The 20,802-nt window shown below is 41.5% G+C and carries 19 protein-coding genes; 12 read left to right on the plus strand and 7 right to left on the minus strand.

What is annotated here, in order from left to right; genetic code table 11:
* Nucleotides 1-115 precede the first annotated feature (115 nt).
* The 12 genes from trmFO (at nt 116) to O3626_RS02075 (ending at nt 14,361) form a co-directional block, all read left to right on the plus strand.
* The gene (gene trmFO, locus O3626_RS02020; RefSeq protein ID WP_371494954.1) at nt 116-1,450 is read left to right on the plus strand and encodes a methylenetetrahydrofolate--tRNA-(uracil(54)-C(5))-methyltransferase (FADH(2)-oxidizing) TrmFO; all 1,335 of its coding nucleotides are present in this window, start codon (nt 116-118) and stop codon (nt 1,448-1,450) included.
* 93 nt (nt 1,451-1,543) lie between these two features.
* Nucleotides 1,544-2,371, plus strand: coding sequence for an alpha/beta hydrolase (locus tag O3626_RS02025; protein WP_021153226.1), 828 nt, complete (start codon nt 1,544-1,546; stop codon nt 2,369-2,371).
* A 39-nt stretch (nt 2,372-2,410) separates the two neighbouring features.
* Entirely contained in the window at nt 2,411-3,151 is a 741-nt protein-coding gene (locus O3626_RS02030; protein ID WP_070659233.1) for an esterase family protein, read from the plus strand.
* 21 nt (nt 3,152-3,172) lie between these two features.
* Nucleotides 3,173-4,339 (plus strand): acetyl-CoA carboxylase biotin carboxylase subunit family protein, encoded by a 1,167-nt coding sequence (locus tag O3626_RS02035; protein ID WP_247920097.1) that lies wholly within the window; start codon nt 3,173-3,175, stop codon nt 4,337-4,339.
* A 219-nt stretch (nt 4,340-4,558) separates the two neighbouring features.
* Entirely contained in the window at nt 4,559-5,527 is a 969-nt protein-coding gene (locus tag O3626_RS02040) for a thiamine pyrophosphate-dependent dehydrogenase E1 component subunit alpha (protein ID WP_049473204.1), read from the plus strand.
* A gap of 16 nt (nt 5,528-5,543) precedes the next feature.
* On the plus strand, nt 5,544-6,536 hold the full coding sequence (locus tag O3626_RS02045) for an alpha-ketoacid dehydrogenase subunit beta (RefSeq protein WP_049507789.1): 993 nt from the start codon (nt 5,544-5,546) through the stop codon (nt 6,534-6,536).
* Between the two features lie 269 nt (nt 6,537-6,805).
* On the plus strand, nt 6,806-7,849 hold the full coding sequence (locus O3626_RS02050) for a dihydrolipoamide acetyltransferase (protein WP_201036803.1): 1,044 nt from the start codon (nt 6,806-6,808) through the stop codon (nt 7,847-7,849).
* A gap of 41 nt (nt 7,850-7,890) precedes the next feature.
* Nucleotides 7,891-9,594, plus strand: coding sequence for a dihydrolipoyl dehydrogenase (gene lpdA / locus O3626_RS02055; protein ID WP_371494957.1), 1,704 nt, complete (start codon nt 7,891-7,893; stop codon nt 9,592-9,594).
* A 68-nt stretch (nt 9,595-9,662) separates the two neighbouring features.
* Nucleotides 9,663-10,652: a lipoate--protein ligase gene (locus tag O3626_RS02060; protein ID WP_118095165.1), complete on the plus strand. Its 990-nt coding sequence runs from the start codon at nt 9,663-9,665 to the stop codon at nt 10,650-10,652.
* 219 nt (nt 10,653-10,871) lie between these two features.
* Nucleotides 10,872-12,881 (plus strand): DUF1430 domain-containing protein, encoded by a 2,010-nt coding sequence (locus tag O3626_RS02065; RefSeq protein WP_371494959.1) that lies wholly within the window; start codon nt 10,872-10,874, stop codon nt 12,879-12,881.
* A 1-nt stretch (nt 12,882) separates the two neighbouring features.
* Nucleotides 12,883-13,509 carry a putative bacteriocin export ABC transporter gene (locus O3626_RS02070; protein ID WP_371494961.1) on the plus strand — a complete coding sequence of 209 codons (627 nt, stop codon included), beginning with the start codon at nt 12,883-12,885 and terminating at the stop codon, nt 13,507-13,509.
* Nucleotides 13,510-13,719: 210 nt separating this feature from the next.
* Complete coding sequence (locus O3626_RS02075; RefSeq protein WP_061563968.1) at nt 13,720-14,361, plus strand: hypothetical protein; 642 nt, start codon at nt 13,720-13,722, stop codon at nt 14,359-14,361.
* An 83-nt stretch (nt 14,362-14,444) separates the two neighbouring features.
* Here the strand turns inward: O3626_RS02075 and xerS are convergent, their stop codons facing one another.
* The 7 genes from xerS to O3626_RS02110 all read right to left on the minus strand — a co-directional run bounded on the left by xerS (nt 14,445) and on the right by O3626_RS02110 (nt 20,795).
* Nucleotides 14,445-15,515 carry a tyrosine recombinase XerS gene (gene xerS, locus O3626_RS02080; protein ID WP_003001539.1) on the minus strand — a complete coding sequence of 357 codons (1,071 nt, stop codon included), beginning with the start codon at nt 15,513-15,515 and terminating at the stop codon, nt 14,445-14,447.
* A 192-nt stretch (nt 15,516-15,707) separates the two neighbouring features.
* Complete coding sequence (locus O3626_RS02085; RefSeq protein ID WP_371494964.1) at nt 15,708-16,691, minus strand: acetylxylan esterase; 984 nt, start codon at nt 16,689-16,691, stop codon at nt 15,708-15,710.
* Nucleotides 16,692-16,796: 105 nt separating this feature from the next.
* Nucleotides 16,797-17,564, minus strand: a complete 768-nt coding sequence (locus O3626_RS02090; protein ID WP_371494966.1) for an alpha/beta hydrolase — start codon at nt 17,562-17,564, stop codon at nt 16,797-16,799.
* Between the two features lie 66 nt (nt 17,565-17,630).
* Nucleotides 17,631-19,202 carry a signal recognition particle protein gene (ffh, locus tag O3626_RS02095; protein WP_272106714.1) on the minus strand — a complete coding sequence of 524 codons (1,572 nt, stop codon included), beginning with the start codon at nt 19,200-19,202 and terminating at the stop codon, nt 17,631-17,633.
* Between the two features lie 17 nt (nt 19,203-19,219).
* Entirely contained in the window at nt 19,220-19,435 is a 216-nt protein-coding gene (locus tag O3626_RS02100) for a 2-oxoglutarate:acceptor oxidoreductase (protein WP_371494968.1), read from the minus strand.
* A gap of 2 nt (nt 19,436-19,437) precedes the next feature.
* Complete coding sequence (locus O3626_RS02105; RefSeq protein WP_223363873.1) at nt 19,438-19,770, minus strand: putative DNA-binding protein; 333 nt, start codon at nt 19,768-19,770, stop codon at nt 19,438-19,440.
* Nucleotides 19,771-19,850: 80 nt separating this feature from the next.
* Entirely contained in the window at nt 19,851-20,795 is a 945-nt protein-coding gene (locus O3626_RS02110) for a 3-oxoacyl-[acyl-carrier-protein] synthase III C-terminal domain-containing protein (RefSeq protein WP_371494970.1), read from the minus strand.
* Nucleotides 20,796-20,802 lie beyond the last annotated feature (7 nt).

The raw sequence follows: 20,802 nt of genomic DNA on the forward strand, positions 1-20,802 counted from the left end.
TTGCCTTTTTGGTATAATAGACCGAGTATCAATTTAGAAAGATTTGTGGGTGTCTAACAGTCCAGTGGCTTGTTTTAATTTGGCCTTAGTTTTCACCCAAAGAGGTATTAGTGTCATGTCTCAATCTTATATCAATGTTATCGGTGCGGGCCTTGCGGGCTCGGAAGCGGCTTTCCAGATTGCCCAACAGGGTATTCCGGTCAAGCTTTACGAAATGCGGGGGGTCAAATCAACTCCGCAACACAAAACAGATAACTTTGCTGAGTTAGTGTGTTCCAACTCTCTTCGTGGGGATTCTCTCACCAATGCTGTCGGTCTCCTCAAAGAAGAAATGCGCCGTCTGGGTTCTGTCATCCTTGAAGCAGCTGAAGCGACTCGTGTACCAGCCGGTGGAGCACTTGCTGTGGACCGAGAAGGTTTTGCTAGCCGGGTGACGGAGAAGGTGTCCCAACACCCTCTTATTGAAGTCATTCGTGATGAAATTACGGAATTGCCGACAGATGCCATCACAGTGGTCGCAACGGGGCCTCTAACTAGCGATGCCTTGGCAGAAAAGATCCATACCCTCAATGGTGGCGACGGTTTCTATTTCTATGATGCCGCAGCTCCGATCATCGATGTCAATACCGTCGATATGAACAAGGTTTATCTCAAGTCTCGCTATGACAAAGGCGAGGCAGCCTATCTCAACTGCCCAATGACCAAACAAGAGTTTATGGATTTCCATGAGGCCTTGGTTAACGCGGAAGAAGCCCCACTTAACTCTTTTGAAAAAGAAAAGTATTTCGAAGGTTGTATGCCAATTGAAGTCATGGCTAAACGAGGCATTAAAACCATGCTCTATGGACCTATGAAGCCAGTTGGGCTTGAGTATCCAGATGATTACAAAGGTCCACGTGATGGGGAGTTTAAGACACCTTACGCGGTAGTTCAGTTACGCCAAGACAATGCAGCAGCTAGTCTCTACAATATCGTTGGCTTCCAAACTCACCTAAAATGGGGTGAGCAAAAGCGGGTTTTCCAAATGATCCCTGGTTTAGAAAATGCGGAGTTCGTTCGTTACGGCGTCATGCACCGCAATTCTTACATGGACTCTCCTAACCTGCTTGAACAAACCTATCGTTCAAAGAAACAATCTAATCTCTTCTTTGCAGGTCAAATGACAGGGGTAGAAGGCTATGTTGAATCTGCAGCTTCTGGCTTAGTTGCTGGAATCAACGCAGCTCGCCTTTTCAAAGGAGAAGAAGCAGCCATCTTCCCTGAAACAACAGCTATCGGAAGTCTGGCTCACTATATCACCCATGCCGACAGCAAACATTTCCAACCGATGAATGTCAACTTCGGGATAATCAAGGAGCTAGAAGGCCCACGCATTCGGGATAAAAAGGAGCGCTATGAGAAAATTGCCGAACGTTCTTTAGAAGATTTGGCCCAATTTATGGAAAAATAACCCAAGAAAGGAAAAAGTTTGGAGAAAATCCAGACTTTTTCTTCTAAAAATGGTATAATGAATAAAATTTAGAATATAGAGAGTTTTCTGACAATGAACAAATCCTATTTTTATTTAGATATGAAGACACACGAGTTGAAAGTGCCTTATACCGGAAAACTCCGTCGTGTGCGGGTCTTATTACCTAAGAATTATGAAACAGATACCGATCGACGCTATCCTGTTGTCTATTTTCATGATGGCCAGAATGTTCTCTATAGCAAGGAAGCTTTTGCAGGTCATTCCTGGAAGGTGATTCCAGCCATTAAGCGGAATCCTGATATTAGCCGCATGATTGTCGTTGCGATTGATAACGACGGTTTCCAACGTATGAACGAATATTCTGCATGGAAGTACAAGGAGTCCAATATTCCCGGAATGCAATTTGGTGGCAAGGGCGTTGAGTACGGAGAGTTCGTTATGGAAGTGGTCAAACCTTTCATTGACCAAGAATACCGGACTCTTGCTGACAGAGAACATACGGCCATGATTGGATCTTCCTTGGGTGGGAATATTACCCAATTTTTGGGCTTAGAGTACCAAGATCAAATTGGTTGTTTAGGTGTCTTTTCATCTGCTAACTGGCTACACCAAGATGCCTTCAATCATTATATCGAACGCAAAAAATTATATGCAGATCAACGGATATACATCTATGTAGGTACTGAAGAGGCGGATGATACAGATAAAACGCTGATGGCGGGAAATATCAAGCAAGCCTACATTGATTCATCCCTTCGTTATTATCACGACGTTATCCAACAAGGAGTTGCTTTAGAAAATATTGCCATTCGGATTCAATCTGGAGCTATTCACCACGAAGAAGCTTGGGCTGAACATTTACCAGAATGCCTTCGTTTTTTGGCAGAAAATTGGGATTAATGGACTCAGAACAAATCAATAGAGAGAAAGAGGAAACTTATGAATATTGAACATTTAAGCCACTGGAGTGGCCAACTCAACCGTGAAATGTATTTGAACCGCTATGGACACGCAGGGATTCCTGTTGTGGTCTTTGCTTCATCAGGTGGAAGCCATAACGAGTACTATGATTTTGGTATGATTGATGCTTGTGCTCAGTTTATCGAAGAAGGACGGGTTCAATTCTTTACCCTTTCTAGTGTTGATAGTGATAGCTGGCTTTGTAACTGGAAGAATCCTCACGATCGTGCCGAAATGCACCGAGCGTATGAACGCTATGTGATTGAAGAAGCCATTCCTTTTATCAAACACAAAACAGGCTGGTTTGATCCGATGATGACAACTGGTTGCTCTATGGGAGCCTACCACGCACTCAATTTCTTCTTGCAACATCCAGATGTCTTTAACAAAGTGATTGCCTTGAGTGGTGTCTATGACGCTCGTTTTTTTGTTGGTGACTTTGGAGGCGATGAAGCCATTTACCAAAACTCGCCATCTGATTATATTTGGAACCAAAATGATGGCTGGTTTATCGATCGTTACCGTCAGGCGGAAATCGTTGTTTGTACTGGTTTAGGAGCTTGGGAACAAGATGGACTTCCATCTTTCTACAAACTGAAAGAAGCTTTTGATCACAAAAATATTCCTGCATGGTTCGCTGAATGGGGACATGATGTCGCCCACGATTGGGAATGGTGGCGCAAACAAATGCCTTATTTCCTAGGCCAAATGCATCTATAAGTAAAAAGGGAGGAGACCTCAATGAATTATATCGTTATTTCACCATATTACCCACAAAACTTCCAACAATTTACAATTGAATTGGCTAATAAAGGGATCACTGTTTTGGGAATTGGTCAAGAGCCATATGAACAGTTAGATGAGCCTTTGCGCAACAGCTTAACAGAATATTTCCGAGTTGAAAATTTGGAAAATCTAGACGAAGTGAAGCGAGCAGTAGCCTTTCTTTTCTACAAACACGGGCCAATCGATCGCATCGAATCCCACAATGAATACTGGTTGGAATTGGATGCAGCGCTTCGGGAGCAATTCAATGTCTTCGGGGCTAAGCCAAAAGATTTGAAGAAAACCAAGTTCAAATCCGAAATGAAGAAACTCTTCAAGAAAGCTGGAGTCCCAGTCGTACCTGGTGCTGTGGTTAAAACAGAAAAAGACATTGATAAAGCTGTGAAGAAGATTGGGTTGCCTTTGATTGCTAAGCCTGACAATGGGGTAGGAGCAGCAGCGACCTTCAAGATCGAAACGCCAGAAGATGTGGACCATTTCAAGGCAGAATGGGATGGCCATACAGAGTACTTCTTTGAGAAATTTGTCACTTCTAGTGAGATTTGTACCTTTGATGGTCTGGTTGATCGTGATGGCAACATTGTCTTCTCCACTACATTTGACTATGCTTATACGCCACTCGATTTGATGCTCTACAAGATGGACAACTCTTATTATGTTCTCAAAAAGATGGATCCAAAATTGCGTCAATACGGGGAAGCGATTGTCAAAGCCTTTGGCATGAAAGAACGTTTCTTCCACATCGAATTCTTCCGCGATGGGGATGACTATATTGCGATCGAGTACAATAATCGCCCTGCAGGTGGCTTTACCATTGACGTCTACAACTATGCCCACTCGATTGATTTGTACCGTGGCTATGCTGCTATCGTAGCTGGAGAACCTTTCCCAGCTTCTGAATTTGAGCCCCTATATTGCTTGGCGACTTCACGCCGTGCCAATGCAGCCTATGTTCTGTCAGAAGAAGAAGTTTTGGCTAAATACCATGATCAATTCCGTGTCAAGAAAGACATGCCTGCAGCCTTTGCGGAACTTCAGGGAGATTACCTCTATATGCTTACAACACCTAGTCGTGAAGAATTGGAACAAATGATTCATGACTTTGGCCAACGCCAATCATAAGATAACGACCGGTAGGATAGGATCCTATCGGTTTTTTTATATGTATAGCAAAGGAAGAAGAGAAAAGATTGTGAAATATTGTATTTGGATTTTAAAAAGCTTATAAAACCTTCTTCCAAGGAATAAAGTTTGTGAAATCATATGAGCATTATTTTTGACAGTGCTTTCATATTTGGCTAGAATAAAAATGAATGAATAAATGCTAAGAAAGGCGAAATGATGGCAACATTAGATAAAATTCTCTTATTGGAAATGTTCCGTAAAATGGAAGAAATCCGTCGCATGGACTTAAAAATTGCACAGTTAGTAAAAAAAGGAAAAGTGCCCGGTATGACGCACTTTTCTGTTGGGGAAGAAGCTGCAAACGTTGGGGCTATGTTAGCTCTAAATGAAGATGACCTCATCACCTCAAATCACCGTGGTCACGGACAAGCTATTGCTAAAGGTATTGACCTTAACGGTATGATGGCTGAAATCCTGGGGAAATATACCGGTACTTGTAAGGGGAAAGGCGGCTCCATGCATATCGCTGATCTGGATGCTGGTAACCTTGGTGCCAACGGGATCGTTGGTGGTGGTATGGGAATTGCAGTAGGTGCAGCTCTTACTCAACAAATGAAAAAGACTGGTAAGATTGTTGTCTGCTTCTTTGGGGACGGCGCAACCAACGAAGGTGTCTTCCACGAAGCGGTCAATATGGCTTCCATCTGGAACCTCCCAGTTATTTTCTACTGTATCAATAACGGTTATGGAATCTCTGCTGACATTAAGAAAATGACCAATGTCAAGCATATCTACGAGCGTAGTGCTGCTTACGGCATTCCTGGAATGTTTATTCCTGATGGGAACAACGTTATTGATGTCTATGAAGGATTTAAGAAGGCAGTCGATCACGTCCGCTCTGGTAAAGGCCCTGTCTTGATCGAGAGTGTCACCTATCGTTGGCTTGGTCACTCATCTTCAGACCCTGGTAAATACCGGACCCGTGAAGAAGTCGAAGAGTGGAAGAAGAAAGATCCAATCGAAAACCTTCGCAAGTATCTCCTTGAAAATGAGATTGCGAGCGCAGAAGAATTGGATCAGATCCAAGAAGAAGTAAAAGAAGCAGTTGAAGCTTCGGTAAAATTTGCGGAAGAAAGCCCATTCCCTCCACTCGAATCAGCTTTCGAAGATATTTACGCAGACTAAGGGGGAGTAGAGAATTATGGAAACTAAATTAATGTCTTTCCGCGATACCATTATCCTTGCTATGTCTGAGGAAATGCGTCGCGACGAAAATGTATTGTTGATGGGAGAAGATGTCGGAGTGTTCGGTGGAGACTTCGGTACTTCTGTAGGGATGCTGGAGGAATTCGGTCCAGAACGTGTTCGTGACTGTCCGATTTCTGAGGCTGCGATTTCAGGAGCAGCAGCTGGTGCAGCCATGACCGGACTTCGCCCAATCGTTGATATGACCTTCATGGATTTCTCAGTGATTGCCATGGATGCTATCGTTAACCAAGCTGCTAAGACTCGCTACATGTTTGGTGGGAAAGGTCAAGTCCCAATGACAATCCGCTGTGCTGCTGGTAACGGAGTTGGTTCTGCAGCCCAACACTCCCAATCTTTGGAATCTTGGTTTACTCATATTCCTGGTTTGAAAGTTGTTGCTCCTGGAACTCCAGCGGATATGAAGGGACTTCTCAAGTCATCTATCCGTGATAACAACCCAGTTATCATTCTTGAATATAAATCAGAATTCAACCAAAAAGGGGAAGTGCCAGTTGATCCAGACTACACGATTCCTCTTGGTGTCGGAGAAATCAAACGCGAAGGAACTGACGTCACTGTCGTAACCTACGGAAAAATGCTTCGTCGCGTGATGCAAGCCGCTGAAGAATTGGCAGAAGAAGGTATCTCAGTAGAAGTAGTAGACCCACGGACTTTGGTCCCACTCGATAAAGAGATCATCATTAATTCTGTCAAGAAGACAGGAAAAGTAGTCCTTGTCAATGATGCCCACAAAACAAGTGGCTATATCGGTGAAATTTCAGCTATCATTTCTGAATCAGAAGCATTTGATTACTTGGATGCACCAATCCGACGTTGTGCGGGGGAAGATGTGCCAATGCCTTACGCACAAAATCTTGAGAATGCAATGATTCCAACAGTTGAAAGCATCAAAGAAGCCATTCGTAAAACGTACAATAAAGAATAATACATAACATAAATTATGTAATGTCATTTAAATTAGAGCACGGGCTAAAAGCTCGGAAAAAAGATAAATCTCCTTGACTTCATCGAAGTCTGCGTCGATTTCCTATTTTTCGGTCGCTTTTAAACGCCCTTAGTATCTTATAACTGAATCCGGACGGAGGACTGTGAAAAAAAGATAGATTTCCTTGTGTTCATCGAACACAGCGTCAATCTCCTATTTTTTCTTTCTCCTCTACGTCCTTGATATCTTATAATAGAATAGGAGAGGTCATGGCTGATGATAAGCTAAGAGCGACTCCTGCGGCTAGAAAGTTAGCGGATGATCTTGGGATCAACCTCTATGATGTTTCTGGTTCAGGCGCAAACGGTCGTGTCCACAAAGAAGACGTGGAAACCTATAAAGACACAAATGTGGTTCGCATTTCACCACTTGCAAAACGAATTGCTTTAGAACACAATATTGCTTGGCAAGAAATCCAAGGAACTGGTCATCGTGGCAAGATCATGAAGAAGGACGTCCTTGCTTTCCTTCCTGAAAATATCGAGAATGAGACCATTAAGTCACCGGCTCAAATCGAGAAGGTGGAGGAAGCTCCAGATAATGTGACACCTTATGGTGAGATCGAGCGGATTCCGATGACACCAATGCGGAAGGTGATCGCTCAACGGATGGTGGAATCTTACTTGACAGCACCAACCTTTACTTTGAACTATGACGTTGATATGTCTCAAATGTTGGCCCTTCGTAAGAAGGTATTGGATCCAATCATGGAAGCCACTGGCAAGAAAGTCACTGTAACAGATTTGCTTTCTCTAGCAGTGGTTAAGACCTTGATGAAACACCCATACATCAATGCGTCATTGACAGAAGATGGCAAAACCATCATTACTCATAACTATGTCAACTTAGCGATGGCAGTTGGGATGGACAATGGACTGATGACACCGGTTGTCTATAATGCAGAAAAAATGACTTTGTCAGAGTTGGTCGTAGCCTTCAAGGATGTTATCGGACGTACCTTGGATGGTAAGCTTGCTCCAAGTGAATTGCAAAACTCAACCTTTACCATCAGTAACTTGGGAATGTTTGGCGTTCAATCATTTGGACCAATCATCAACCAACCAAACTCTGCCATCCTTGGCGTTAGTGCAACGGTTGAAAAACCAGTGGTTGTGAATGGTGAAATTGTTATTCGTCCAATCATGAGCTTGGGCTTGACCATTGACCACCGAGTAGTCGATGGGATGGCTGGTGCCAAATTCATGAAAGACTTGAAAGCCTTGATTGAAGACCCGATTTCAATGTTGGTCTAATCAACGAGAGAGAATAGAAACAAGAAAAAGAGGGAAATAAAATGGCCTTAGAAGTTATTATGCCAAAAGCCGGCGTAGATATGATCGAAGGACAAATCGTTCAGTGGAATAAAAAAGTCGGCGAATTTGTAAAAGAAGGAGAAGTTCTCCTTGAAATCATGACAGACAAAGTCAGCATGGAGTTGGAAGCGGAAGAAGACGGTTACTTGATTGCTATCTTGAAAGGGGACGGCGAAACTGTTCCTGTAACAGAAGTGATCGGTTACCTTGGTGAAGAAGGGGAAAACATCCCTACAGCTGGAGCAGCACCAGAAGCGAGTCCAGCACCAGCTGCAGTAAGTGCTTCAAACGATGACAATAAGAGCGATGACGCTTATGATATCGTAGTGATCGGTGGGGGTCCTGCTGGTTACGTATCTGCTATTAAAGCAGCTCAATTAGGTGGTAAGGTTGCTCTTGTTGAGAAATCTGAACTTGGTGGAACGTGCTTGAACCGCGGATGTATCCCAACTAAGACTTACCTCCACAACGCTGAAATCATTGAAAATATTGGTCATGCGGCAAACCGTGGTATTATCATTGAAAATCCAAGTTTCTCAGTAGATATGGATAAGGTTCTTGAAACCAAGAACAAGGTCGTAAATACCCTCGTCGGTGGTGTTGCAGGGCTTCTTCGTAGCTACGGAGTGGATGTTCATAAAGGAATCGGTACCATTACGAAAGATAAGAATGTCTTGGTCAATGGTTCTGAATTGCTTGAAACCAAGAAAATTATCCTTGCTGGTGGTTCAAAAGTCAGCAAGATTAACGTTCCAGGAATGGAATCATCCCTTGTGATGACTAGTGATGATATCCTTGAAATGAATGAAGTTCCAGAAAGCCTTGTCATCATCGGTGGTGGGGTTGTCGGTATCGAACTTGGTCAAGCCTTCATGACTTTTGGTTCAAAAGTAACAGTCATCGAAATGATGGACCGTATTGTTCCAGCTATGGATGCAGAAGTATCTAAGAACCTTCGCTTGATCCTTGAACGCAAGGGTATGACAATCTTGACGGATACGAAATTGCAAGAAATCATTGAAGAAGATGGCAAACTCCGTATCAAGGTTGAAGGAAAAGATGATATCATCGCCAACAAAGCCCTTCTTTCAATCGGCCGTGTTCCAGATCTTGAAGGAATCGGTGAAGTTGAGTTTGAATTGGATCGTGGACGGATCAAGGTTAATGAATACATGGAAACGTCTGTTCCAGGTATCTATGCACCAGGTGATATCAATGGTACGAAGATGTTGGCTCACGCTGCCTTCCGTATGGGTGAAGTGGCAGCTGAAAATGCCCTTAAGGGAAATCATGCTGTTGCCAAATTGAACTTGACGCCTGCAGCTATCTACACACTTCCAGAAGTTGCCGCTGTTGGTTTGACAGAAGAACAAGCTCGTGAAAAATACGATGTTCAAATCGGTAAATTTAACTTTGCGGCGAACGGACGTGCCATTGCATCAGATGCTGCTCAAGGCTTTGTTAAAGTCATTGCAGACAAGAAATACGGTGAAGTTCTTGGAGTTCATATCATTGGTCCAGCTGCTGCTGAATTGATCAACGAAGCTTCAACTATTATTGAGATGGAAATCACTGTAGAAGAAATGCTCAAGACCATACATGGTCACCCAACCTTCTCAGAAGTGATGTACGAAGCCTTTGCGGATGTACTCGGCTTGGCAGTTCACTCACCTAAGAAGAAATAATATTTGAAATGATAGAATGGCTGGACAGCAAATGCTGGACCAGTCTCTATCGTATATAAAGGAATCTTATGAAATACATTATTAATTATTCAAATGATACTGCTTTTAATATTGCTTTAGAAGAGTATGCTTTTAAGCATCTGTTAGATGAGGATCAAATCTTTCTTCTTTGGATTAACAAACCTTCGATTATCGTTGGTCGTCACCAAAATACCATCGAAGAAATCAACCGTGACTATGTTCGAGAGCATGGGATTGAAGTTGTTCGCCGGATCAGTGGTGGTGGGGCTGTTTACCATGATTTGAACAACCTCAACTACACCATCATTTCAAAAGAAGATGAGAACAAAGCCTTTGACTTCAAGAGTTTTTCTACTCCTGTAATCAACACCTTGGCTCAACTTGGGGTTAAGGCTGAATTCACGGGTCGTAACGACTTAGAGATTGATGGCAAGAAATTCTGTGGAAATGCCCAAGCTTATATCAATGGTCGGATCATGCACCATGGTTGCCTTCTCTTTGACGTTGATTTGTCTGTCCTTGCTAATGCTCTCAAGGTCTCTAAAGACAAGTTTGAGTCTAAAGGGGTTAAATCGGTTCGTGCACGTGTGACCAATATCATCGATGAGTTGCCAGAAAAAATCACGGTTGAAGAGTTCCGGGACCTACTTTTGGACTACATGAAGAAAGAATACCCTGAGATGACAGAATATGTCTTCTCGGATGAAGAATTGGCTGAAATCAACCGGATCAAGGAAACCAAGTTCGGTACCTGGGATTGGAACTATGGAAAGTCTCCTGAATACAATGTACGTCGTGGCACAAAATTCCCAAGCGGTAAGGTGGAAATCTTCGCAAATGTCATTGAATCAAAAATTCAAGATATCAAGATTTACGGTGACTTCTTTGGTATCGAAGATGTTGCAGCAGTAGAAGATGTTCTTCGTGGCGTTAAATACGAACGTGAAGACGTCCTCAATGCCCTTCAAACCATTAATCTAGGCCGTTATTTTGCAGGTATCACTGCAGAGGAAATTGCTGAAGCAGTGGTGGAATAAAGTCAAAAGAGATTCGCAGTAGCGGATCTCTTTTTTGAAACTAGTTTCACATAGAAATTATTGTTTTACGAAGGATTTTGTAGTATAGTAAAGGTGGAAAAGTGTATTCGTTTACAAAAATATAAATATGATTTTTTAATACTCAGTAACCACTAAACAACGAAATTTATTGACTAGCTAGGTATTACTTTCCTTTTCTGCTTTAGAAAGTGTGATGATATGAAACGTGTCTTTATTATTTTATCAAACCTTTTCATCTCTAGCTTTTTGATTTGGATTGCCTTTATTTCTCCAAATACGCTTATCCACCGCAGTCTTCCGGTAGTAGGTGTGGTAAGACAAGATAAGAGCGTCACATATGAAGAGTTATCTTCCAGTTTAGACCGCTTGGCAAGGGAAAATCATAGTATAATTGCCCGTCAGATACAAAGAACAGACTCTAAGGGGCAGGTTGTTTTCACCTATGAAATCTACGGAGAGGGAAAACTTCCTCTTGGGATTAAAAGAGAGAAGAAAGAACTGGCTGCCAAAGAAAGCCTGCTAACGAATTATTATGTATTAACAGGTGAATTGGAAACTGAAAAGCTGGATCAAACTCTTCATACTCTTGGTTTCTCACAAACTTTTATTGAGAAACCGAATCTTCTGCTGACCTTTATTGCCTTTTTTGGCTCAGGTTCACAATCACTTGCCTTAGTCATTTTTATCATTAGTTTTAGCTCTTTTACGATTATTCAAAAAACACAAGAAATGAGAAGTGCTGGGATTCGATATATTTCAGGAATGAGACGCCTGCAACTTTTCGGACATTCTCTAAAAGATGATAGTATAGAGTTGCTTTTTGGATGTATTGTCGCAAGTATAATGGGTGCGGTTTTGATTTATTCTTTCCAATTAACACCTTTTACTTATTCCGTCATCATTTCAAGTAGTATCATTTACAATGGGATGTTACTTATTTTATCTGCTATCTTATCCTTCATTTTTGCATATAGTATTCAAACGATTCATTTAGTCACCCTTTTAAAAGGAAAGGTTCCATTAAAGCGCATTTTGGTTTTCCTCTTTATTTGTCAATTTCTCGCTGTTGCACTAATTGGCCTTGCGATTCATCGAATCAGTATTTATGGATCAATCTGGCAAACTTACCAAGAGGGAAGTGAGGCTTGGTCAAAACAGTCGAATTGGGTCCAAATTGGTGTAAGTCGGGAGGATTTTTCACAGAAAACAAACAAAGAGACGCAAATTCAGAACAGAGCAAAATGGTCCAAGCTCATCGAGTCTGGTATTGAAAATGGTGGTCTTTTAGCTTATCATAATCTCGTATCTTTTAGTTCAAAAGGAGTTATGACGGATCCTAGTACAGGTAAAGAGTTTTCCATCACAGATTACGATCCTCTTGCACGAACTCTCTATGTAACTCCAAATTACCTCGAAATCCAAGGTGTTCCAGTTTCTCCTGAAGAAAAAGATCACTTAAATCACTTACAAGCAGGAGAATTTGGTCTCTTACTTCCGGAAAAATTAAAAGGTCGAGAAGAGGAGATGATCAAGCGATATGAAGATTATCTATCTCCTCGAGATGATCAAGGAAATATCACTTTATCAATGAAGGCGAAGGTAACGTATATTCCGAATCATCAAAAACGCTTTATCTACAACAACACACCAATCAGCTATAAACAATTCTTTACAGATCCTGTTTTAGTGGTTATTCAACCTGAAAGTTTTGGAGGCTATGTGAATCCATATTTCACCGATCTAAATCCCTACCTTTATTTTAATGGACTTCAGAATAGTAAGAAGCTAATCGCTGAGTATAATCTTGAAAAAAGTGTTAGTCAGTATGACTATGCAGTGGACGTTTACCAGCAAATGGCCCAAAAAATACAAATAGAAAATCTCATGGCGATTGCAGGAGGAGTCTTTGGTATAGCAACCTCTGTTCTTCTTTTTAACACTATGAATTTCCTATATTTTGAAGAGTTTAGAAAACAAATCTTCTTGAAGAAGATTGCAGGTCTGGGATTTGTAAACATTCACCAAATGATTTTGCTCTCAGAAAGTAGCCTCTTGCTATTAGGAAGCCTCTTGGTATTCATTCTCACTTCGGAATGGTGGATTGCTCTTGTCACTCTCTTTCTATTTCTTACTAATGCTTGGTTCATTCTCCTGTACCGGTCTCATAAAGAAGACCACTTGTTAGCCACTGTACTGAAAGGAGCCTAATATGATTAACGTAGAACATTTAACCAAATCATTTGGCCAACGAACGGTCTTTCAAGATTTGAGCTTGCAATTTACAGAAGGTAAGGTCTATGCTCTGATCGGAAATAGTGGGTGTGGTAAAACAACCTTGCTTAATATCTTGGCGAAGATAGAGCCTTATGAAAAAGGGAGTATCAGCTATCAAGGGCAAGAACTGAAACAAATCAAACAGCATCACTTCTTTAAGCGTGAATTAGGTTATCTCTTTCAAAACTTTGGCCTGCTTGAAAACGAGACTATCGCTACAAATTTAGATTTGGGATTGATTGGGCAAAAATTAACGAAAAAAGAGAAGAAGCAGCAAGAGGAAGAAGTCCTCAAAAAAGTAGGATTGGCTTACCTTGCTTTGGATCAAAAGATTTATGAATTATCTGGGGGAGAGGCGCAACGTGTCGCATTAGCTAAAGTTATTTTAAAAGATCCACCTTTAATTTTGGCAGATGAACTAACTGCAGCACTGGATCCAGAAACCTCACAAGAGGTGATGGACTTACTCTTAATGTTAAAGAATCAAGAGCGTATAATCATTATCGCAACCCATAATCCAGTGATTTGGGAAAAAGCTGATGAAGTGGTAAAACTCAACTAGTCTGTAACTGAAGAATGGTGGGATCTTCTATATTATCTTTTATAGCTAGCTATTGATGAGGTATGGGCTGATGAAGAGAAACATGTCAAACAAAAATTTTTAAGATTTTTCATCAAAAGTTAGTTCATGACACGGCCTCTTTTCTTGATATTCAAAAATAATGAGAGTAGAATATAGAGGAAATCTGAACAAAAAAGGGGATCATATTCAATGATGAAAATTCCAGTTGAAAATCTTGGTCTATTTGAACAGTTAGATCGTATAGTAGTGGCTTTTTTTAGCAAGCAACAACCTTCCAGTCCTTATGATTTGAATGTCAGTATTACACAAGGACACCTTGACCAGAAAAAGCAAGAGCTCGAACCATTAGGCTATCAAGCTGTCCAACTACCATTAGGAATGGCTTTAGATAATATCATCCAGCAACCTCATTATAAAAATTTAATCCTTGGCGGACTTGCTCCCGACGAAATTATAGTCAGCAAAGAAGAATTAATGCCTTTGAAAGATATTGTGGACAGTTTTTGTATCATGTACGCTGCAGCGAATAACAGACTGGAAAATAGTAAGGCTTATGAATTAATGAAAGATAAGACGGTTTATTTTATTGGTAAACTATTTACAGATTTTCCAAAAGCCGGTGATGAAATTGCTTATTTAGGAATTGATCGAATAGCGAGCGATGGTACACCATATGAAGCTGTTAAATGCTTTCTAACGAAAGAGAGTGCAGAGAAGTTCAATGGTGAAAAAAGACCTGTCACCCCTGCAAACTTGGCCTATCTAAAATCATTCTGGGGAAAACCAGTCATTATTGAGCCACACCGTAATTATTGGATCGAATTTTTATAGAAAGTATAAAAGAGCGGTAGACATTCAAAAAATCTATCGCTCTTTTTAAAACTAATATATTACATAATTTACGTTATGTAATTTTATAAACTATCCAAGGCATTTTTCTGCTCATCATTAACGATATGCGTATATAAGTCTGTAACTTGGGTGCTAGCATGTCCTAGCTGGTGGCTGACCAAAACCTGTGATTTGGTAGCATCATAGAGACGAGTTGCTAATGTATGGCGAAGCTTATGGGGTGTCACGCGGACTTTGAAGTCTTCTGAATACTTGGCGACCATCTTTTCAACACTAGAAGCATCAATCCGGTTTGGAACACCTCGATACAAGGTCAGAAAGAGGGCAGTATCAGTTTTTTCTGTCTTGTAACGTTTGTCTCGAATAGCGAGATATTGTTCTAGATAAGGCTTAGCAAAGGCAGCAACATTGACTGAGTCTCGTTTTCCACCTTTTCGAGTGACGTCAATGACCATCATCTTAAGATTGAGGTCACGAAGGTCTAGGTTAACGGCTTCAGAGAGACGGACACCAGAGGCAAGAAGGAGTGCGATAATGGCTAAATCTCGCTCTTTATTCTTATTAAAGGAAGATAAAGCGCGATTTGAGAGTGTTTGTGGATACTCCTGGTCGATATAGTTAAGGAAACCTTCTGTTTCATCCCCTAAAAAGAGCTTTTGTTTGATATTTTCAGCCCGGGCCGCCAGGGTTTCTTTCTTTTTCTTGGTAGCAACCTTCTTCATGACGTTGCGGTAGAAATACGGTTCCCCTTGCTCATTTTCAACTTCCTCAGTCAAATACTTATAGAGACTGGACAGTGCAGAAAGGGTACGGTTAATCGTTGTTTGGGAAACCCCGTTTTTCGTTGTATTGGCATTGAGCAGAGGACGTTCACGTAAGTAAAGAATAAAGGATTCCATGTCTTTCTTGGTCATGTGCTCCAGAACGTCTAAAGGGATCTCAGCCATGGTGTCAGCATCCGATATACCAGATTCCAAAACCCAGGTAAAAAATCGATCGTATTCCTTTAAGTATTCGTACAAAGTTGTAAAACTGTATGGAACGGCCAGTTTCGATTGATAATATTCCAATACATACCAGGGCATGACTTGTTTGAGTTTATCAATCCGTTCTAATAAGATCTCGCGTTTCATGTTTTTCTCCAAATCTTTCTATACTAGTAGTATAGCATAGCCAGATATATTTTTCAAGAAAATTATAGTTTTTCGGAAAGATGTTATAGGGTTTATATAGGAGTGTTTCGTTTTCCTTTCCATACTAGACCCCTTTAAACACAATAAAATCAGTAAATCTCACGGATCTACTGATTGTTTTTCTTCTGTATCTTATTTTTCTACATATCGAAAGGAAATCTTGCTACCACAGAGCCAATTGTATACACGATCATTGACTTGGACATTCATAGCTTCATGGGCATATTCTGGCATGATTAAATGCTCTTTAGGACCTTCTAATCGATTATAAATGGCAAACTGTGTCACAGGATAACAGACATCATCATCTAATCCTGTAATCATGTGAACCTGTCCTTTAATGCGATGGGCAAAATTTTTCACATCAATATAGGCTAAGGTCTTCATGATTCGGTCTTCCGTTTCATGGAATGGATCATGGAATTTGAAATAACGGAAAAGCTCGTCATAGGCCTCGCTGGTGTTCCCAATCTCTAATACACGTCTGAAATCCGATAAGAATGGATAAATGGCTACCGTTCGTTGAATTCTTGGATTCAATCCAGCAGCTACCAGGGCCAGGGCACCGCCTTGAGAGGCTCCATAGCTAGCGAGTTTGCTGTTGTCAACTTGAGGAAAGCTAGCTACAATTTCAATTAACTGGTAAAGATCTAAGTAGACATCCTTATAAAATAGCTCATCTGGACCTTCCACAGCTCCGCGGATAATCTGTCCTTTAACCGTATTTCCAAGTGGTGAGCGATCTCCGTCTGTTGAATAGCCTGATTGACCTCTTACGTCCATAGACACAACTCCATAGCCAGCTAGTGTATAAGCCAGCATGTCTGTCCAATCCCAACAACGGCCCATATAGCCATGAAAATGGAAGATAACTGGAACCTTTTGATCTGTTTTTGGGAAAACAACTCGCGCATAAACAAGACCATTTCGTGTCCCTTTAAAGCTTAATTCATAACAAACAACATTTGGAATGCTGAAATTTTGCTCTTCGAGCTTGTATTCAGGAAGTTCAGCAATGTTTGCTAGGGCTTGATTCCAAAAGGTATCAAAGTCTGCGGGCACTTCATCCCGTCCCCTGTAATCTTTCATTAATTCTAGTAATTTAGGATCTTTCATAAAATCCTCCTCAGGTATATATAATCGCTACCAAAAATGTACCATATTTACTTAAGGATTGCAAGATACAAATAAAAATTACATAACCGAAATTATGTAATTTACTTATAGATTCAAAAATAGACTTAATTGCTTCACTAGATCTGGATTAGTGGGCAAGGCTGAATGATGAGCTTTACGACCGTTTAAATTCACTTCTGTATAGGTTTGGTTATCAAAAATAGATTGTGCTGCTTGTGCACTAGAAAGAGGGACGATGCCGTCTGATTTCCCAGCAAAGCTACCAACAAAGTTAAGGACCTCTACTTCTTTTCCTAGGCGATGCTTCCATGTTTGAAAATCATCATACATCTCTTGGTTGAATTGGTAAGGACTACCAATAATAACCAGCTTGCTTACGGTCAGCTTTTTCTTTTCTAAAAAGCCACTTTCCAGTAAACCGGTTAAAACCAGTCCACCATTAGAATGCCCGACTGCCTTAAGCTCTGTAAAATGATAGTGATCAAGAAGATAGGTAAGAGCGATCTCAAGGGATTCGATTTGCTGCTTGATATTGCTGTAACCATCTCGATTGTTCTCGAAGCCAATCACAATCATCGGATTCGGCTCTTTTGTATTCAGTCTTCCCTCCATCTCTATAGACTCATCTTTATTGACTTTTATTTTTAAGAGACTCTGCTTTTTTCTAGAATAGCGATGGAGCATGCGGATGGTTCCATTGAAACGCTGAATACTGGCTGAACTACCAGGTACAAAGATGATCGGTCTGATCGGTGGTTTCTTCGACCCTTTTGGGAATTCAAAGGGCTTGCTGTGCGAAGAAAAGAGTCTTCCAAAGAAACGAATGAGTTGTTGAAATAGTTTTTTTAACATGTTTCCTCTAGTAGTAGTTTCTAAAAGAACCCAGAACAGTGTGTTCCAGGCCCTTGCTAGAAGTAATTATTTCCGTTTTTTCTTATTCTTGCGCATTTGTTTGGCCATCTTGTTCATCGCCCGTTTCATCATGAATTCGCCGGCTTTTCCTTTGAGACCACCACCGAACATTTGGCTCATGTCAGGCATCCCAGCGCCTCCGCCAAGAGCTGACAAGTCAGGCATCCCGCCTTGTCCCATCATGCCTTCGAGGGCAGACATATCAGGCATGCCACCTGGCATATTCTTCGGCATATTATTTTGATTAAGCCCCATTTGTTTCATCATCTTGTTCATATCGCCAGAGAGGACCCCTTGCATCATCTGTTTGGCTTGGTTAAAGTCCTTGATGAATTTGTTCACTTCGACAAAGGTGTTCCCTGATCCAGCAGCAATCCGACGACGACGGCTAGGATTCAACAAATCTGGATTTTCGCGTTCAGCTGGGGTCATAGAAGACACAATCGCGCGTTTCCGAGCAATTTCTCTTTCATCGACCTTAAGGTTCTTCATGGCTGGATTGTTGGCCATCCCTGGAAGCATCTTGAGTAGGTCTTCCATTGGTCCCATATTTTGAACTTGGTCTAATTGATCAATAAAGTCATTGAAGTCAAAGGTGTTTTCCCGCATCTTCTCAGCGAGTTCAAGCGAACGTTTCTCATCGTATTCTTGAGAAGCCTTCTCGATCAGCGTCAGCATATCCCCCATACCGAGGATCCGACCAGACATGCGGTCTGGGTGGAAGGTTTCGATATCAGTGATTTTTTCACCAGTACCAGTGAATTTGATTGGTTTCCCAGTAATCTGGCGGACTGAAAGGGCTGCACCACCACGGGTATCCCCATCAATCTTGGTCAAGATGACCCCAGTCACTTCGAGTTGTTCGTTAAACTCACGTGCCACATTGGCCGCTTCTTGACCGATCATAGCATCGACGACCAAGAGGATTTCATTTGGCTCAGCAAGGGCTTTGACGTCGCGCAACTCACCCATGAGTTTTTCATCGATTTGCAGACGACCGGCCGTATCGATCAAGACATAGTCATTGTGGTTAGCTCTTGCCTGCTCCAAACCTTGACGTACGATCTCAACTGCAGGGACTTCTGTACCGAGTGAGAAGACAGGGACATTGATCTGTTGACCAAGAGTCTTCAACTGGTCGATGGCAGCTGGACGATAGATATCGGCCGCAATCATCAAAGGACGTGCATTTTCTTCCTTGACTAATTTGTTAGCCAATTTCCCAGCAAAGGTTGTTTTACCAGCCCCTTGAAGACCGACCATCATGATAATGGTTGGGATCTTAGGCGACTTGATAATGTCTGCTGTCTCAGAACCCAAAATCGCTGTCAATTCTTCATCGACAATCTTCACGATTTGTTGGGCAGGGTTCAGGGTTTCAATGACTTCATGCCCTACGGCCCGTTCGCGGACACGTTTGATAAAGTCTTTTACAACAGGAAGGGCAACGTCGGCCTCTAAGAGGGCTAGACGAATTTCTTTGGTTGCCTCTTGGACATCCGCTTCAGATATTTTCCCTTTCTTACGAAGATTTTTAAAGACGTTCTGTAAACGTTCGGTTAAACTTTCAAATGCCATTATTTTCTCCTAATTTTTCAATTCAGTGGAAATCGTCCGAAATGTTGCAAACATTCTAGTTCTTCGGGTGTGACTTCTTTCATGATTTCATTTGGATATCCCCAACAGCTAAAACCTATTTGCATAGCTTTAGAGATATCATTGGGCGAGATAATCTGTAGTCGAGCAGGAAATACTTCCTCTGCGACTAATAGTTTGCAAGGTATTCCTTGATAAATGACGAGACTGCTCATAATCACTCCCGATTGTCAATGCTTGATAAAATTTCAACCTGCTCTTGTAGAAAAGTATCTTCCGGATAGCGTTCTAAAATCTGATCAAAAATCTGGTTGCGTACAATGTAGTCCGAGTACATGTGCAACTTCATCTCGTAATCTTCTAGAATCTTCTCCGTCCGCTTGATATTATCATAAACAGCCTGACGACTGACACCGAACTCTTCCGCAATCTCAGCCAAGCTGTAGTCATCTGCATAATAGAGCTCGATATAATTCATTTGCTTGTCTGTCAAGAGCGCTGCGTAAAACTCAAAGAGCGCATTCATTCGGTTGGTTTTCTCAATTTCCATACCTTTCATTATATCAAAAAAGCCCGCTAAAGACTAGCGGGACTTGATGCTTTTTGAGCTTGAAATAAGAGGATCTATCATTAGAGTTTTAGTGCTAACATATTGACTGTCATTCCTGCTGCAGTTCCCATCAAGAAGATGGTATCTCCCTCCTTCACATAGCCATGATCAAGCGCATAGGCTAAACCGAAAGGCACGGCTACCGAAACCATATTGCCATAATCGCTGACAATATTGAGATATTTATCTTTGCTAACTCCCAATTTGTCCATGACGAGTGGCAAGGCCCGGCTAGCTTGATGGGGAATAATATAGTCTACAGTATCTTTAGAAATGCCTGATTTCTCTTGGAATTCTTGGAACATTTCTGGAATAACACGAGCAGAAAGTAAGAGAATTTTCTTCCCTTTCATGTCAAACATGAAATCAGTCTTGGTTGATTCAGAGTACAATTTCGGATGATAAGCTGTCAAACCACCCCGAATTTCGGTATCATGGGATCCCTCAGACCAGGTACGTTGCATACTGGCAATGATTCCTTTGTCTTGGCTTGTTGCTTCAAAAATAAAGGCAGCTGCTCCATCGCTAAATAATTCAAAACTCTCTTTTTGTTTAGGATTAAGGCCAAGACTTCCTACTTCACTGGATACAATGAGAACCCGTTGGTATTCACCACCTTCAATCAGATAGGAAATGGTGCTTAAGGCTGATACAAAACTAGTACAGGTGGTATTGATATCCATGGCTGGAATTGTCAGTCCTTTGGCCACGCGCTCATGGATCAAAGCAGCCGTACAAGGAATAGGCTGAACGCCAACCGCACTAGCCGAAACCAGGCAGTCGATATCTGTCATTTCAAGTCCCGCATGTTTTAAAGCAGCTTCAATCGCACGCGATGCAAGATCAATCTGTGTTTCTTCTCCTTCTTTCACCCGGTAACGAGTCTGGTCTTTGAAGCTCACTGTATGAGCTGGAAGTGCTGTTCCATAGCCTTTAATTTGCAGATGTCTTTTTACAGTAGTCATAGGATTC

The organism is Streptococcus sp. 20925_1_77, from assembly GCF_041432125.1.
Classification (GTDB): Bacteria; Bacillota; Bacilli; order Lactobacillales; family Streptococcaceae; genus Streptococcus.

Excerpts from the sequence above, each read along its gene's own strand:
- trmFO (WP_371494954.1), top strand. The coding sequence starts at position 116 with ATGTCTCAATCTTATATCAATGTTATCGGTGCGGGCCTTGCGGGCTCG.
- O3626_RS02025 (WP_021153226.1), top strand. The coding sequence starts at position 1,544 with ATGAACAAATCCTATTTTTATTTAGATATGAAGACACACGAGTTGAAA.
- O3626_RS02030 (WP_070659233.1), top strand. The coding sequence starts at position 2,411 with ATGAATATTGAACATTTAAGCCACTGGAGTGGCCAACTCAACCGTGAA.
- O3626_RS02035 (WP_247920097.1), top strand. The coding sequence starts at position 3,173 with ATGAATTATATCGTTATTTCACCATATTACCCACAAAACTTCCAACAA.
- O3626_RS02040 (WP_049473204.1), top strand. The coding sequence starts at position 4,559 with ATGGCAACATTAGATAAAATTCTCTTATTGGAAATGTTCCGTAAAATG.
- O3626_RS02045 (WP_049507789.1), top strand. The coding sequence starts at position 5,544 with ATGGAAACTAAATTAATGTCTTTCCGCGATACCATTATCCTTGCTATG.
- O3626_RS02050 (WP_201036803.1), top strand. The coding sequence starts at position 6,806 with ATGGCTGATGATAAGCTAAGAGCGACTCCTGCGGCTAGAAAGTTAGCG.
- lpdA (WP_371494957.1), top strand. The coding sequence starts at position 7,891 with ATGGCCTTAGAAGTTATTATGCCAAAAGCCGGCGTAGATATGATCGAA.
- O3626_RS02060 (WP_118095165.1), top strand. The coding sequence starts at position 9,663 with ATGAAATACATTATTAATTATTCAAATGATACTGCTTTTAATATTGCT.
- O3626_RS02065 (WP_371494959.1), top strand. The coding sequence starts at position 10,872 with ATGAAACGTGTCTTTATTATTTTATCAAACCTTTTCATCTCTAGCTTT.
- O3626_RS02070 (WP_371494961.1), top strand. The coding sequence starts at position 12,883 with ATGATTAACGTAGAACATTTAACCAAATCATTTGGCCAACGAACGGTC.
- O3626_RS02075 (WP_061563968.1), top strand. The coding sequence starts at position 13,720 with ATGATGAAAATTCCAGTTGAAAATCTTGGTCTATTTGAACAGTTAGAT.
- xerS (WP_003001539.1), bottom strand. The coding sequence starts at position 15,515 with ATGAAACGCGAGATCTTATTAGAACGGATTGATAAACTCAAACAAGTC.
- O3626_RS02085 (WP_371494964.1), bottom strand. The coding sequence starts at position 16,691 with ATGAAAGATCCTAAATTACTAGAATTAATGAAAGATTACAGGGGACGG.
- O3626_RS02090 (WP_371494966.1), bottom strand. The coding sequence starts at position 17,564 with ATGTTAAAAAAACTATTTCAACAACTCATTCGTTTCTTTGGAAGACTC.
- ffh (WP_272106714.1), bottom strand. The coding sequence starts at position 19,202 with ATGGCATTTGAAAGTTTAACCGAACGTTTACAGAACGTCTTTAAAAAT.
- O3626_RS02100 (WP_371494968.1), bottom strand. The coding sequence starts at position 19,435 with ATGAGCAGTCTCGTCATTTATCAAGGAATACCTTGCAAACTATTAGTC.
- O3626_RS02105 (WP_223363873.1), bottom strand. The coding sequence starts at position 19,770 with ATGGAAATTGAGAAAACCAACCGAATGAATGCGCTCTTTGAGTTTTAC.
- O3626_RS02110 (WP_371494970.1), bottom strand. The coding sequence starts at position 20,795 with ATGACTACTGTAAAAAGACATCTGCAAATTAAAGGCTATGGAACAGCA.